At 65.7% G+C, this 13,484-nt stretch carries 15 protein-coding genes; 8 read left to right on the top strand and 7 right to left on the bottom strand.

Annotated features, from left to right (window positions below; translation table 11 throughout):
* Positions 1-113 precede the first annotated feature (113 nt).
* The gene (locus LQK81_RS05675; RefSeq protein WP_230804442.1) at positions 114-506 is read right to left on the bottom strand and encodes a 4a-hydroxytetrahydrobiopterin dehydratase; all 393 of its coding nucleotides are present in this window, start codon (positions 504-506) and stop codon (positions 114-116) included.
* A gap of 148 nt (positions 507-654) precedes the next feature.
* Between LQK81_RS05675 and LQK81_RS05670 the strand changes: the two genes are divergently transcribed.
* The 7 genes from LQK81_RS05670 (at position 655) to fae (ending at position 7,022) form a co-directional block, all read left to right on the top strand.
* Positions 655-1,602 carry a beta-ribofuranosylaminobenzene 5'-phosphate synthase family protein gene (locus tag LQK81_RS05670; RefSeq protein ID WP_230804186.1) on the top strand — a complete coding sequence of 316 codons (948 nt, stop codon included), beginning with the start codon at positions 655-657 and terminating at the stop codon, positions 1,600-1,602.
* A gap of 13 nt (positions 1,603-1,615) precedes the next feature.
* A complete protein-coding gene (locus LQK81_RS05665) occupies positions 1,616-2,512 on the top strand; it encodes an NAD(P)-dependent methylenetetrahydromethanopterin dehydrogenase (protein ID WP_230804182.1) in 897 nt (298 codons plus the stop codon).
* Entirely contained in the window at positions 2,490-3,617 is a 1,128-nt protein-coding gene (locus tag LQK81_RS05660; protein ID WP_230804180.1) for an ATP-grasp domain-containing protein, read from the top strand. Before LQK81_RS05665 ends, LQK81_RS05660 begins: the two co-directional genes overlap by 23 nt.
* Positions 3,614-4,573 (top strand): methenyltetrahydromethanopterin cyclohydrolase, encoded by a 960-nt coding sequence (gene mch, locus LQK81_RS05655; protein ID WP_230804178.1) that lies wholly within the window; start codon positions 3,614-3,616, stop codon positions 4,571-4,573. Before LQK81_RS05660 ends, mch begins: the two co-directional genes overlap by 4 nt.
* A complete protein-coding gene (locus tag LQK81_RS05650; protein WP_230804176.1) occupies positions 4,566-5,498 on the top strand; it encodes an ATP-grasp domain-containing protein in 933 nt (310 codons plus the stop codon). The genes mch and LQK81_RS05650 overlap by 8 nt, the downstream gene beginning before the upstream one ends.
* Positions 5,495-6,358: a triphosphoribosyl-dephospho-CoA synthase gene (locus LQK81_RS05645; protein WP_230804174.1), complete on the top strand. Its 864-nt coding sequence runs from the start codon at positions 5,495-5,497 to the stop codon at positions 6,356-6,358. The genes LQK81_RS05650 and LQK81_RS05645 overlap by 4 nt, the downstream gene beginning before the upstream one ends.
* A 157-nt stretch (positions 6,359-6,515) precedes the next feature.
* Entirely contained in the window at positions 6,516-7,022 is a 507-nt protein-coding gene (gene fae / locus LQK81_RS05640; RefSeq protein ID WP_230804172.1) for a formaldehyde-activating enzyme, read from the top strand.
* 245 nt (positions 7,023-7,267) lie between these two features.
* Here fae and LQK81_RS05635 read toward each other — a convergent pair whose 3' ends face one another.
* A complete protein-coding gene (locus LQK81_RS05635) occupies positions 7,268-7,969 on the bottom strand; it encodes a HisA/HisF-related TIM barrel protein (RefSeq protein ID WP_269064633.1) in 702 nt (233 codons plus the stop codon).
* Between the two features lie 29 nt (positions 7,970-7,998).
* Between LQK81_RS05635 and LQK81_RS05630 the strand changes: the two genes are divergently transcribed.
* Positions 7,999-9,066 carry a hydantoinase/oxoprolinase family protein gene (locus tag LQK81_RS05630; RefSeq protein ID WP_230804168.1) on the top strand — a complete coding sequence of 356 codons (1,068 nt, stop codon included), beginning with the start codon at positions 7,999-8,001 and terminating at the stop codon, positions 9,064-9,066.
* A 20-nt stretch (positions 9,067-9,086) separates the two neighbouring features.
* Here the strand turns inward: LQK81_RS05630 and LQK81_RS05625 are convergent, their stop codons facing one another.
* From LQK81_RS05625 to LQK81_RS05605, 5 genes are read right to left on the bottom strand one after another with little or no spacing between them, the layout of a single operon-like run.
* On the bottom strand, positions 9,087-9,650 hold the full coding sequence (locus LQK81_RS05625) for a DUF447 domain-containing protein (RefSeq protein WP_230804166.1): 564 nt from the start codon (positions 9,648-9,650) through the stop codon (positions 9,087-9,089).
* The gene (locus LQK81_RS05620) at positions 9,647-11,044 is read right to left on the bottom strand and encodes a DUF6513 domain-containing protein (RefSeq protein ID WP_230804164.1); all 1,398 of its coding nucleotides are present in this window, start codon (positions 11,042-11,044) and stop codon (positions 9,647-9,649) included. Before LQK81_RS05620 ends, LQK81_RS05625 begins: the two co-directional genes overlap by 4 nt.
* The gene (locus LQK81_RS05615) at positions 11,037-11,588 is read right to left on the bottom strand and encodes a flavoprotein (RefSeq protein WP_230804162.1); all 552 of its coding nucleotides are present in this window, start codon (positions 11,586-11,588) and stop codon (positions 11,037-11,039) included. The genes LQK81_RS05620 and LQK81_RS05615 overlap by 8 nt, the downstream gene beginning before the upstream one ends.
* The gene (locus tag LQK81_RS05610; protein ID WP_230804160.1) at positions 11,585-12,223 is read right to left on the bottom strand and encodes an amino acid kinase family protein; all 639 of its coding nucleotides are present in this window, start codon (positions 12,221-12,223) and stop codon (positions 11,585-11,587) included. Before LQK81_RS05610 ends, LQK81_RS05615 begins: the two co-directional genes overlap by 4 nt.
* Complete coding sequence (locus LQK81_RS05605; protein WP_230804158.1) at positions 12,220-13,389, bottom strand: (5-formylfuran-3-yl)methyl phosphate synthase; 1,170 nt, start codon at positions 13,387-13,389, stop codon at positions 12,220-12,222. Before LQK81_RS05605 ends, LQK81_RS05610 begins: the two co-directional genes overlap by 4 nt.
* Between the last annotated feature and the right edge of the window lie 95 nt (positions 13,390-13,484).

Below are 13,484 nucleotides of genomic sequence, written 5' to 3'. Positions count from 1 at the left end.
GGAACTGTCCGGCTGCCGATCCATGCAACCATCACACTCCGAAACTTTCTGGTGCCGCCCTGAATTTATCCGTTCTTCGTCAAATGTGAAGCCCGTCCGGCGAAAAATGCCGATCAGCCGTCGTATTTGACGTAGGCGAATCGCTGATCGGTATTGGGCGTGCCCTCAAGCGCGCCGCCCGCCGTGCCCGGTTGCCATTGCACGACCTCCTCGATCTTTCTGGCGAGTTCGAAGTCCTTGTCGGTCACGCCCTTTGCGGCGTGATTCACCAGCAGGACCTCCACCCAGGCATAGGACGCCTTGAGATCGGGATGGTGCCAGGCGGCTTCCGCCAGATGCCCGACCGTGTTGATGACCATGAGCGTGGATTTCCAGCCATGCGTCTTGTACTTGCGGCGGATCCAGCCGTTTTCGTAGCGCCAATGCGGCAGTTCCGCCTGCAGTTTGGCTGCGATTTCCTCCTCCGAATAGACGCGCTCGCGCTTGCGTTCCGTCTCCTCGCCCATCGCCGTTTCTCCTCGCTTCTTTTTCTCCCGGCTCCCGCCCAGGCTTGCGCTGGTCACAAAATAGGCTACCATAAATGCGGGCCCGATTATCAAAAAGTTCAGAAAAGAACCGATGTCGGATTCCGTCTCCATTCAAGTTCCCGGACGCTTGCACCTCGGATTTCTGGATATCCCCGGGAAGGCAAGTTCGCGTTTCGGCAGCATCGGCCTGCCGCTCGAGGGCATATCGACCAGGCTGGAGATCACGAGGGCGGCCGAGACCAGCGTTCACGGCAACGAGAGCGCCCGCATCTCCGCCTACCTCTCCGCACTCCGCTCCCGGCTCGGCCTTGCCGGCCACCACCGGGTCACGGTGCTCGAGACCATTCCCACCCATGCCGGGCTGGGATCGGGAACCCAGCTTGCGCTGGCGGTCTCCGCAGCACTGCGGACCTTGCACGACCTGCCGTTCGACGTGCGCGCCGACGCAGCCTTTCTCGGGCGCGGCGGGCGATCGGGGATCGGCATTGCGGCCTTCGACGAAGGCGGTCTCATCTTCGACGCCGGCAAGGCCCGGGACGACCTCACCCCGACCGTCATCTCCCGCATCCCGTTTCCGTCCGCCTGGCGCGCCATCCTCGTCTTTGACGGCCGCAGCCAGGGCATCCACGGAGACGCGGAAATCACCGCCTTCCGCACGCTTGCGCCGTTTCCCGCCGCGCATTCGGCGGCGATCTGCCGCCATGTGCTGATGGAGATCATGCCCGCCGTCATCGAAAGGGACATCCTGACCTTCGGCAATGCGGTGACGGCGATCCAGCAGATGCTCGGCGACTATTTTTCCCCGACCCAGGGCGGGCGCTTCACCAGCCCGGCGGTGGAGGAAACGCTCATGCGGCTGGGCGAATGCGGCGCTGTCGGCATCGGCCAGAGCTCCTGGGGACCGACGGGCTTTGCCTTTGCCGAATCCCAGGCGGCGGCAGAGCGGATCGTCGCGCGCGCGGCACCGCACGACACGCAGACGACGATCCGGATCCTCGCCGGCCGGAACCGGGGAGCGAAGATTACGCGGGAGGCGGCGCCGCACGCGTTCGAACTGGGCAGAGGCACCTACTAGAGAAGGCAGGGCAATGAGCCGGAAAACCATCCTCCACATGCTTACGCCGTTGAGGCAGATGAGCCCCTTTGATGTCAACATGGCGCTCGATGCGGGCTACGACCATGTCGTGCCCTACACGGACGTGACGCTTGCCGACGTGACCGGCCTCGTCCAGGACGCGATCTTCTCGCGCCCGCCGGATGCCGGCACCGCGACCGGCGTCTTCCTGGCCGGCCGCGATACGGTGCTGGCGCTCGACATGATCGACGCCGCTAGAAAGGCGATGGTGCCGCCCTTCGAGATTTCCGTCTTCGCCGACCCGGCCGGATCGTTCACGACGGCCGCGGCCATGGTCGCCAAGGTCGAGACCGCGCTCGCAAAGCAGCACGGCCGCGGCCATTCCGGAACGAAGGTGGCGATCTTCGGCGCGACCGGCGTCGTCGGCTACTGCACCGCCGTGATCTCGGCCAAGGAGGGTGCGGAGGTCACGATCGTGGGCCATGACGGGCCAGGCCGCGTCGAGCAGATCGCAGAAGCGGTCAAGGCCCGCTTCGGGGTGACGGTGAAGGCGGCCGACGGTTCGACGGAAGAGAAGAAGGCGGCCTTGCTGCGCGAGACGGAGGTCATCCTGTCTGCCGCCAAGGCCGGCGTCAGGGTGATCTCGGCCGAGCAATTGCGGGCGGCGAAACATCTCCTGGTCGCAGCGGATGTCAACGCCGTGCCGCCGTCCGGCATCGAGGGCCTGACGGCCAATGCGAAGAGCGACAAGCTCGGCGAGACGGCGGCGATCGGTATCGGCGCCCTCACCATCGGCAATCTCAAATACAAGACGCAGTCCGGCCTGTTCAAGCAGATGATCAGCGCCGAGAAACCGGTCATCTACGATTTTCAGGACGCTTTCGCCCTTGCCCGCAGCATCGAAAAATAGCCCCGCCATCCTGATCGCCGCCATCTCCGGCCGATCGCTTGCGGCAGCGGCGCGGCGCGCCGGCTACAAGCCGCTGGTGGCCGATCTCTTCGGCGATTCCGACACCGTCGCCCTCGCCGGGCGTACGACGCTGCTCGCCGGCAGCATCCGCGCCGGGATCGACGGCGCGAAGATCGCCCAGATCCTGTCGGACCTTGCGCGGGACGAGGAGCCGCTGGCACTCGTCTACGGTTCGGGATTCGAGCGTCGGCCCGATGTCATCGACGCGCTCGGACGCGTCCTGCCGCTCGCCGGCAACAGTGGCGCCGCGGTCAGGGCGGTCAAGGATCCCGTTGCGCTCGCGCAGCTCTGCGATGGCCTCGGCATCCCGCATCCGGCGATCCGGTTCGACGCCCCTGAAAGGCCGCAGGACTGGCTCGTCAAGCTCGGCGGCGGGGCCGGCGGATCGCATGTCCGGCCGGCCGCATCCGCGCCGCTGGACGAGGGCCACTACTATCAGAAGCGTGTCCCCGGCCGCAGCATTTCGGCCCTGTTCCTGGCGCAGGACGGCGTTGCCCGCATCATCGGCTTCAGCCGGCAGTGGTCATCGCCCTCGCCGGCATCGCCGTTTCGCTATGGCGGCGCGGTGCGGCTGATGCGCTTCGACCGGAAGAAGAAGGAACGGATCGGCCGCTGGCTCGACGGGCTGGCGCGCATTACCGGCCTCGTCGGCCTTTGCAGCGCCGATTTCATCGATGGACCGGAAGGCCTGCACCTGATCGAGATCAACCCGCGGCCGGGGGCGACGCTCGATATCTTCGACAGCGATACGGCACCGCTTCTCAACGAGCATCTGCGTGCCGTGCGCGGCGAGACGATCGCCGTGCCGACCTATCGGGGGGCCGCGGCTTCGGCGATCGCCTATACGCCTCGCCCCATTCCCCGTTTCCCCGAGATCGCATGGCCGAGCCTGACGGCCGACCATCAAAGCCCGGGTTCTGTGCTCGACGCCGGTGATCCCGTCTGCACCGTGCTGGCGCAGGCGCGATCGGCTGCGGACGCAGAGCGCGCCGTCAAGCGTCGGATCACCGAAGTGGCGGAATATTGGAGGGAGGGATTCCCATGAAGAACGGAAAGGCTCATCTCAACAGAAACGCGCAACGGATCGTCGACCAGTTGATCGCGGACGACGAGAGATACGGCATCGCCCATAGCCGCGGCCCGCTCGGGGAACATCTGATCGATGCCGGGGCTGTGAGTGCCGGCGGGCTGGAAGCGGGGCTGCGGATGACGGAGATCTGCATGGGCGGCCTCGGCACGGTTTCGCTCGCGCTCGATCGCAACAACGAGAGGTGGCCGCTCAGCGTCACGGTCCACTCGTCGCAACCGGTGCTTGCCTGCCTCGCCAGCCAGTATGCAGGCTGGCGCCTGACGCACGAGAAGTATTTCGCCATGGGCTCCGGGCCGGCGCGGGCGCTGGCCCGGGTGGAACCGCTGTTCGAAGAGATCGCCTACAACGAGACCGATGCCCCCTCCTCCGTTCTCCTGCTGGAGACGGACAAGCCTCCGCCGGCGGCCGTCGTCGAGAAAGTGTCAGCGGCGACGGGGCTGGCGCCTGACGCGCTGACCTTCATCTACGCCCCGACGCAAAGCCTTGCCGGCTGCGTGCAGATCGTCGGCCGCTCGCTGGAAGTCGCCCTTCACAAGGCGCACAGCCTGCATTTCCCGCTGGACAATATCGTCGATGGGACCGGCTGCGCACCGGTTCCGGCACCCCATCCCGATTTTCTGCAGGCGATGGGACGGACGAACGACGCGATCATCTATGGCGGGCTGGTGCAACTGTTCGTTCGCGGCAGTGCGGCGGCCGCGCGGGACCTCGCCGAGCAACTGCCGAGCAGCAGGTCGCGCGACTACGGACAGCCCTTTGCGGAGATCTTCAAGACGTTCAAGGGCGACTTCTACGCGATCGACCCGCATCTCTTCAGCCCGGCCGAAGTGATCGTCACGGCCATCGAGACGGGCGAAACCTTCCGCGCGGGAGAATGGAACAGGCAGATGCTGGAGCAATCCCTTGGCTGAACAGGTGCTGACGTCCGACAAGATCCTCATCGTATCCGACAAGGCAGACAGGCAGGTGAAGCAGTTGCGGCGTGCCTTCAGGGAGCGCGGCGCGGAGACGATCTTCTGCCCGCTCGCCGATATCGCCTTCGACACCCGATATCCCTCCGGCATCGCCATTCCGGACCTCGACGGCGCCCTGCCGGCCGGCGTGATCGTGCGTTCGATCTCGGCCGGGACGTTCGAGGCGGTCACGCGGCGGCTCGGCCTCCTGCACGCCCTCGCCCATCTCGAGGTGCCGGTCTGGAATTCGGCCAAGGCGATCGAGCGCTGCGTCGACAAGTCGACCACCACCTTCTTTCTGGCCAATGCGGGGATACCGACGCCGGAAACCTTCGCCGTCGAGGGTCCCGGCAATGCCAGAGCCATCGTCGAGCGCGAGATATCCCGCGGGCCGCTGGTGCTGAAACCGCTGTTCGGCTCGCAGGGACGCGGGATCAGGCTTGTCCGGTCGATCGAAGACCTGCCCGACCCCGAGGAGATCGACAACGTCTACTATCTGCAGCGCTTCGTCACGCGGAGCGGGCCACCCTATCGTGACTACCGGATCTTCGTCAGCAACGGCGAGATCCTCGGCATGATGGGGCGCTGCGCCGACGGCTGGATCACCAATATCGCCCGGGGCGCGACGGCGGAGCCGGTCACGGGGCCGTTGCGCCAGAAACTCGAGGAACTCGCGCTTGCCGCGACTGCGGCCGTCGGCGCCGATTTCGCGGGCATCGACATCGTCCAGGGATGCGAAGGCAATCTGCTCGTGCTGGAAGTCAACAGCATGCCCGCCTGGACCGGCCTGCAATCCGTCGTCCCCGTCCGCATCGCCGATTGCATCGCCCGGGCGATGCTGGCGCTTGTCGACCCGGACATGAAGCAAAGACCGGCCGCATGACACTGACGCGGCAGCAGATCCAGACCGCCTACCTCGATGCCTGCCGCGCCGAGATCGATGCCCTGAAACCCGGAAACGTCCACCGCTTCGCCGACGGCCACCGCATGAGCGCGGACCAGTTCCTTCAAAGCGCTGCCGTCAGCGCGCCGTGGATCTGCGAGACGCAGGCGCCGGTCGGCCGGCGCATTCTCGGCGCGGTCACGGCCACGCGCGAAAGCGTGGGAACGAACACCAATCTCGGCATCCTGCTCCTCTGCGCGCCGCTCGCCAAGGCGGCCGCGGATGCAACCACGGATTTCCACCGGGCCCTGCGCCGGACGCTGGAGCACATGGATGCGGACGATGCCCGCGACGTCTTTGCCGCGATCCGGCTCGCCAATCCCGGCGGGCTGGACGCGGTCGAGGACCAGGACGTCAGCCGGGAGCCGACGGTCTCGCTGATGGAAGCCATGGGCATGGCGGCCGATCGCGACATGATCGCGCGGCAATATACGACCGGTTTTGCCGATATTTTCGCCGGCGGCCTGTCGGCCTGGCAGGCCGCGACGGATCGCGGCGAGAACGGCATGTGGCCGACCGTCTTCGTCTACCTGCATTTCCTGTCGACCTTTCCCGACAGCCATGTCGGGCGCAAATTCGGCGGCGAACTCGCCTGCGCCATCAGGAGCGAGGCGGAGACGATACGCCGGAAAGTCGCGGACGAGCCGAGCCTGTCGGGGCGGGAGGCGGTCCTGCTCGACTTCGACCGGCGGCTGAAGGACCGGGGCATCAATCCGGGGACCTCCGCCGACCTGACGGTCGCCACACTTTTTGTCCGCAGCATCAAGTCCGGCTTGCATAACCACGACTTAAATGCTTGAATTTGGCCGGCGAACATACTCATTCGCTGCTATCTGGCCAACCGACCCAGTCAAGGGTGCTGCGAACAAGGATAGCTGTCCATCGAGCCTCTCGTCTCATGGTACGGCTTCTTTGGACAAAACATTTTTGACATGCGGTACAAGGGAGGAATTGGCCGTGGCAAAGATCAGCAAGGTAATGGTTGGTGAGTCTCTCGTTGGCGAGGGAAATGAAGTTGCGCATATCGATCTCCTGATCGGCCCGCGCGGAAGTGCGGTGGAAACGGCTTTCTGCAACGCGCTGACGAACAACAAGGACGGGTTCACCTCGCTCCTGGCGGTGATCGCGCCGAACATGGCGTGCAAGCCCAACACGATCCTGTTCAACAAGGTCACGATCAAGGGTGCCAAGCAGGCCGTGCAGATGTTCGGCCCGGCACAGCATGCAGTGGCCAAGGCCGTGCAGGACAGCGTCGCCGAGGGCATCATCCCCGTGGAAGAGGCCGACGACGTCTTCATCTGTGTCGGCGTCTTCATCCACTGGGAAGCCGACGACGACGCCAAGATCCAGGAATACAACTACAAGGCAACGAAGGAAGCGATCGAGCGCGCCGTCACCGGCAAGCCGACCGCCGCCGAAGCGACCGCCCAGCGCGACAAGGTCAAGCACCCGTTCAGCGCCTAGACAGGAAGCAATCCCGCACAGAGCGAGCCCCCCGTGGAAACAGGTGGCCTGTTGCGCCGATTGTCGAGACTTCTTGGCTTCAACTGAACACCGTCGTCCGGCACCGGCAGGTGGCGGCGACGATGCTTCGGCCTCGGGCCGGAAGAGCGGGCGGGGCTCGAGCATGAGCCCTGCCCCCATCGACAGGATCCCGACAATCCCGGAACCCCTACGGGAAAGGCACGCTCCTTTTCTCCCGAACGGCTCTATGCGCCCATGAAGGTGGAGATTTCGGCGGCACCGAGCTCGCCGCTGTGCAACGATGTCGCAACGAGCGCCCCCGCAATGCCGATATCGGCGAGTTGTTCCAGGTCGCCTGCGTCGCGGACCCCGCCGGCGGCGATGATCTCGCGGTTTCCGGCGACGCCCCTCACCGCCTGCAGGCGCTCGAAATCGGGACCGCGGCGCGCGCCCACCTTGTCGAGGGTCATCACGATCACCCGTTTCGGCCAGCGATCCGGCTGCGAAAGGATGGCCGGCGGCCCCATCAGGGCGTCGTTGCGAAAATCGAGGGAGAGGATCAGCCTCGGATGCGTCCCGAGCGCATCCAGAAGGCCGGTATCCGTCTGGCTTTCCGAGCCGAGGACCACTGATATCTGCGGATCGGCAAGCGCCCGTTCGATATCGCCTGCATCCCGAAAGCCGGCATCGAGCCAGACCGCGGGCTCCGGCTGCAGGGAGGACAGCGCACCGGCGTTCGCAAGCGGGTCGGAGCCCTTCTCGATGGCATCGAGATCGGCCATGTAGAAAGCCGGGAACGGATGGATTTTCCGCAACCCCTCGGCAACGTCCCTGATCGCCGCGGTCGGGCTCAGCGGTGTCTCGATCGGCCTATAGGTATCGCGCAAGCCCATCTGCGCACGCATCACGCAACCGTCTTTGACGTCGAGAACTGGAATGATAAGCAATGGTCGAACCCCGGCAAAACGATGAGCGCATGAAAGCCCGAACTGCAGGCAAAGGAAAGGACACAGTTTTCGGCTGGGACATCGGCGGCGCGCATCTGAAGATGGCGCGGCTCGAAGGCGGCCGGATCGCGCAGGCCCAAACCCTCAAGGCGTCGATGTGGCTCGGGCTCGACCAGGTGCGCGAGGCGCTCGGCCCATTGCGGCCGCTATTCCAGGGTGAAGCGACCCATGTCTTCACGATGACCGGCGAACTGTCTGACGGCTTTCCGTCACGGGAGGCCGGCATTCGCGAGCTGCTGGACTTCATCGCCACGGAATTCGGCCGCGACGACGTGTGGATCTATGCCGGTCGCGCCGCTTTCGTGGCGCTTGACCAGGCCTACGATCTCGGCCCCGACATCGCCTCAGCCAACTGGCACGCAACGGCCGAACTGAGCGCCGCCATTACCGGCGACGGCCTCTTCGTCGATATGGGCTCGACGACGACCGACATCCTGGCCTTCCGCAACGGGCGTCTCTGCAATGACGGCTATTCCGACGCGGAACGTCTGCTGACGGGCGAACTCGTCTATACCGGCTTCACCCGCTCGGCCCTGATCGGGATCGCCGAACGCGTTCCCGTCCGCGGCACGATGACACCGCTGATGAACGAATATTTCGCCAACACCGCCGACCTCGGACGTATTCTCGGAACGCTGGACGAGGCCGACGACCAGTATCCCGCCGCCGACCGCAGGGACAAGTCGCTGACCGGCTCCATCGGCCGGATCGCCCGCATGGTCGGCCGCGACAGTTCCGATCTCGACGAGGGCGAATGGATCGACATCGCCCGCTGGTTCGGCGAGCACCAGTTGCGCATGATCCATGACGGCGCCTTCAGGGTGGCGGCCAAGGCCAGGCTGGACGCGCGCGCGCCGGTCGTGGGGGCCGGGATCGGCCGGCCGCAGATCATGCAGCTCGCAAAGCGGCTGGAGCGCCCCTATGTCGATTTCGGTACGCTTGTCGAAGCCGCATCGGAAGCGGCGGGGAACGAGGCAAGCAAGGCCGCACCGGCCGCTGCCGTCGCCCTGCTCTGGTCTACGCGCCGGACGTCGTAATACCGGCGCCCACGGCCGCCTCATCGCCCGGCGCGGTGCGCGTTCACGCGTTCCATCAGCCAGTCCCAGGCCTGCCGCTCATCCGGTCCCGCGGTCTTGTCGATGGCGATCGTCAGATAGGCGATCTCGGCATCGATCTTTTCCTTCGGCAGCATATGCAGCCTGCTGACCAGGATCGCGAGTTCCAGGACGGCCGCCCTGGCGCGGTTCATCCCGGTAAAGGGCGCATGCGTGGCCTCGGCGACCACCTTGCAGAAATAGCGGGGACGCGTCTCGTCCTGCGTGACGGAGACGACCTGCAGAACCGAATGGCTGAGTGCCGCCGCAAGGCGCGGGACCGGGCCCCCTTCCACCGCGACCACCGGCCAGTCCCGCCGCCCGGTGAGGCAGCCGGCGAAGATCCGCATGTCGTCGGTATAGTTTGCCACGGCGAACGGCACGGCGGACAGGTTTTCCAGGGTCGTGGAGGGCCGGAACGGCGCGATCACCCATCCATCGTCCTCAGCGATGATCCCGAGCGGCGCGATATGCACCCTGCCCTCGGCGCTGACGGTCGTCACGATCGTTTCGCGAATATAGGTCATGCGCCGTCCTTCCTCGCCCGCAGCGTATGCCCGGCCTCGGCAAGGCGGGTACGGTCCTCGCGCGTCCGCGGGCTCGCCACGCCCCAGGCAAGGGGCTCGTCCTGCGAATAACGCTTGCCCAGTTTCCAGGCCATCTCCGCCTTCATCAGTTCGGCCCCGAGATAGAAGGCATGCGCGCCGTCACTGGCCACATCGAGATGCGGAAAGAGTTCGAATGCGTCGCTTGCCGTCCAGTGCCCGCGATTGTTGAAGATGTGAACGCCGTCCGGCGCGGTCATGATGCGAAAGTTGCCGTCGCGGACGGTTGCGGCCAGAGCGTCGATATCGGCGACGCTGCTGGCAAAGGGCGAACGGTCGTGGACCTGCAGCAGGCCGGGGTCATAGCCGCGCGGCAGCGCGTGATCGTGCCTGGCTGCGAACATGATGCGCCGCGCCAGGTCATGCTCCTCCACCGTGCGCACCGTATGCGGGCTGACGTTGACGACCAGGACGTTTGTGATCGCTAGCTCCGAACAGAGACCCGTCAGGATCGCCGTGACCCCGGACGAATCCGCATCGGTCAGTTCGGTCAGGTTGCCGGTGCCCATCATCATCTCGACGTCCGGCCAACGGCGGCGCGCCTCGACGAAACGCCCGAGAGACGCGGCGAAGCCGAAATGGATCGGATCGAGAACGGGATCGGCGATGAAGGTTAGACCGGCCTTCCGTGCCGCATCGATGGCGCGGCCGAGCGAATCGAGATCGCCGGGCACGGCCGGAACCAGAACCGGCGTTGCTTTCGACCCGGCGGCGATGGCGATGGTGTTCTCGTTGAGGCTCAGGAGATAGTCGACGCCCGCGCGGGCGGCGAGCGCCAGTTCATCGGGATCGGCGGAATCGACGCTGACGCAAAGCCCTTCGGCCTTGAGCCGCCCGATCGCCTCCGCCAGATGGACGAAGGGCGTGTCGGGAAGACAGCCGAGATCGATCACGTCCGCGCCGGCAGCGGCAAGGGCCCTGGCGCGTTGCAGCAGGTCGTCCAGCGAAAGCGTCGATGCGTCGACGATCTCGGCAAAGATGCGCATGTCGTGGCGCGAGAGGTTGGGCGGCTTACCGGCGCGGCCGAGATAGGCGGGCAGATCGGCCACCTCGTCCGGTCCGCGGACGAACGGCATGCCGAACGTGTCGCCCAGGCGCTCCAGTTGCCCGCGAAAGCGGCCGGGCAGCACCACCCGGTCCGCCTTCAGCGGCCGCGGCAGGCGACGGATGACGATTTCCTCCGTCATCAGCGCGGCGACCTTCACGCCGATATCGATGATGTCATAGGTGAAGGGCGTCGCTCCCAGCCCGGCGAGAACGTTTTCGAGCCTGGCCTTCGCCAGGTGCCCGGTCAGAAAGACGAGATGCTCAGTCACGGCCCTCGACCTCTCCCTTCCGGCGCGCCACCGCCAGCTTCAGATCGGCGAAGGATTCGACGACTTCGGTCAGCGGGAAGGTCTTGAGGCGTTCGGTGTTTTCCAGGTCGATCGGCCGCGGATAGACCTTCACCATCCCGTGCGGCGCCATCGTCTCCAATTCCGGCGCGGTATCGCAGGCGAAGACGATCGACGGCAGGCGACACTTGCCGGCCTGCGCATAGACATTCGTGGCGATCGTGTCGGAAATGCCGGCGACGCATTTGGCCACCGTGTTCGACGTGGCCGGCGCGATCACCACGCTATGGTAGACGCCGTGATAGAACTCGCCGACGGGAACCGCGCTCGCCGTCTTGTCGTGGAGCACTCGCGTCGCCTCGGGAAAGTCGAGCTTGAGCCGGTACATCCTCAGCACCTCGTCCGCAGCCTTTGTCACGAAGACGTCGCAATGGTCGAGCGTGCGAATGAGCTCGAAACATTCGATGAAGAAATGGCCGGATCCGGTCAGAACCCAGGCCCAGCGCGGCGTCTGCAGCCGCGTCATTGGGTCTCTCCTCCTCCGGCCGTCGCGCGCAGTCCCACGCGGATTCCCGGTATGCGGCTCATGGGCAGTGCCGCCAGCTGCGAGCGCAGCGACGATGGTCCGGCAATATGCAAGCTTGTTTCCTCCCCAAGCAGTTCCGGCAGCATGGCATCCACCACGCCCATGTCAACCAAGGCCGGCAAGCCCTCGGGAAGGCCTTCCGGATCGACCTGCTTGCACAACAGCAGCTGCCGGCTGCCGATCTGCCGGCCCAGCCAGGCGGCAAGCGAATCGGACGTGATGTTCCAGGACGGCGCGATGTCGGCCTTGCGGGTCATCTGCGAGGCAAGCCAGACGGGCACGCCGCCTTCCGCAAGGATCGCCTCGAATTCGTCGAGCGAACGGGCCGGCTGGAGGCGCGGGTGACGCTCTGCGATGACGATGCCGAACTGCTCCATGGCGAGGATGGCCATCTCGTGCGCCGCCGCATCCGAAAACCGCATCTCCCCTTGCGCCGAACGCACCTGGTCGGCAAACGGACCGCCGCCAGGCACGATCACCAGCGGCAGGGTCGCCCCCGCCAGCACGGCGATCCATTGCTCCATCTCGATGCGGCCGGCCGTGCTTCCGCCCAGCTTGACGACCAGCGGCGTCATCCGCCTTTCCTTCCTCCATCGGCCGAAGCGACGACGCGGAGCGGGATCGACGACCGCTGGCTGTCTCTTTTCCGCTCGATCTGCACGCCGACGCCCCCGGGGCCGAGCTCCAGCTTCTCGGCCCGCACGATCACGCGGGCGACGCGGGGATTTTCGAGGATGAAGGCCGCCGTCTGCTCGGCGAGCGTCTCGACCAGATCGACATGGCCGCGCCCGACGATGGCGCGGATGCCGTCCATGATGAGGTCATAGGAGACGATGTGGTGCATGTCCTTCGGATCGCGGGTCACGCGCAGCACGTCCGCCGTCACGTCGAACCGCACCTTCTGCGGCTTGCCGTGTTCGAAGCTGTAGGCGCCGATGTGGACGGGCAGCACGAAATCCCGCACGAAAATCTGGTCCGTGCCGAGGTCCTCGTCGGCCGAACCGGGGAAATAGCCGCGTGCCGCGAGAAGGTTGAGATCGACGCCGGGTGATTTTTCGGCCGGCCGTTCGTCGGGGATGAGCGCGCGGATCTTCGCCGCTGCCTCGGCGTCGATCGCGGCTTTGCGGGCCAGGCCTTCGCAGAGCGCGCCCCGGAAACCGAGATAATCCGGCCCGGCCGGCAGCAGCCGCGGAATGTCCGGCGCCTCCAGCGATCCCGCAAGACCGACCATCAGGCCGTGCCGGTGCCCTTCGGCGACGAAATCCGGAATGTGGTCCGGCGGCATGTAGTCCAGCAGCCGCCCCTTCGACTTGTCGTCGGTATCCAGCATGATGCCGTAGAAGCCGGCCCTGGCGAAGGATGTCATGACGTTCTCCTCGTATCGATGATCGGCAAAGAGGACGGCGACCAGCTTCTTGCGGCCGGCGATATCGGCCAGGGCTTCTGCACCTTCCGTGATCGGAGAGGACGGGAGAAATCCGATCTTGATGAAATCCACGCCCGTCGCTGCGATCTCTTCCACTTTTGCGCGCAGTGCCGCGGGATCGCCGGAGAACTCTCCGCACGCCGCGCTGACGAGCCGCTTGCCGGCGACGAAGGCGACCACGTCGGTGATGTCGCGGATGTCAGCCGCCCCCAGCGCGCCGCGGGCCGGGTCCTTGAGATCGATGATATCCGCGCCCGCCTGCAGAGCGATCTCCGCCTCCCTGCGATCCCGGACGCTCGCCAGCATCAACGTCATAGGATGCCTCCCGACACACCACATCGTGTCCGGCCGTGACCAGAAAAGATGAGTGCAAGTATTGAGATTATTTTGGATTTGGTTACAAACATCGT

The organism is Rhizobium sp. GN54 (genome assembly GCF_021026345.1).
In the GTDB taxonomy this organism is placed as follows: domain Bacteria; phylum Pseudomonadota; class Alphaproteobacteria; order Rhizobiales; family Rhizobiaceae; genus Mycoplana.
Note: the sequence above shows the minus strand (reverse complement) of the source record. Positions and strands in the feature narration are given on the sequence as shown.

Bases quoted from the DNA above. Each gene is read 5' to 3' on its own strand.
- LQK81_RS05610 (WP_230804160.1), bottom strand. From the start codon at position 12,223: ATGACGCCGCTGGTCGTCAAGCTGGGCGGAAGCACGGCCGGCCGCATC.
- LQK81_RS05625 (WP_230804166.1), bottom strand. From the start codon at position 9,650: ATGACCTATATTCGCGAAACGATCGTGACGACCGTCAGCGCCGAGGGC.
- LQK81_RS05675 (WP_230804442.1), bottom strand. From the start codon at position 506: ATGGGCGAGGAGACGGAACGCAAGCGCGAGCGCGTCTATTCGGAGGAG.
- LQK81_RS05645 (WP_230804174.1), top strand. From the start codon at position 5,495: ATGACACTGACGCGGCAGCAGATCCAGACCGCCTACCTCGATGCCTGC.
- LQK81_RS05630 (WP_230804168.1), top strand. From the start codon at position 7,999: ATGAAAGCCCGAACTGCAGGCAAAGGAAAGGACACAGTTTTCGGCTGG.
- LQK81_RS05665 (WP_230804182.1), top strand. From the start codon at position 1,616: ATGAGCCGGAAAACCATCCTCCACATGCTTACGCCGTTGAGGCAGATG.
- mch (WP_230804178.1), top strand. From the start codon at position 3,614: ATGAAGAACGGAAAGGCTCATCTCAACAGAAACGCGCAACGGATCGTC.
- LQK81_RS05605 (WP_230804158.1), bottom strand. From the start codon at position 13,389: ATGACGTTGATGCTGGCGAGCGTCCGGGATCGCAGGGAGGCGGAGATC.
- LQK81_RS05615 (WP_230804162.1), bottom strand. From the start codon at position 11,588: ATGACGCGGCTGCAGACGCCGCGCTGGGCCTGGGTTCTGACCGGATCC.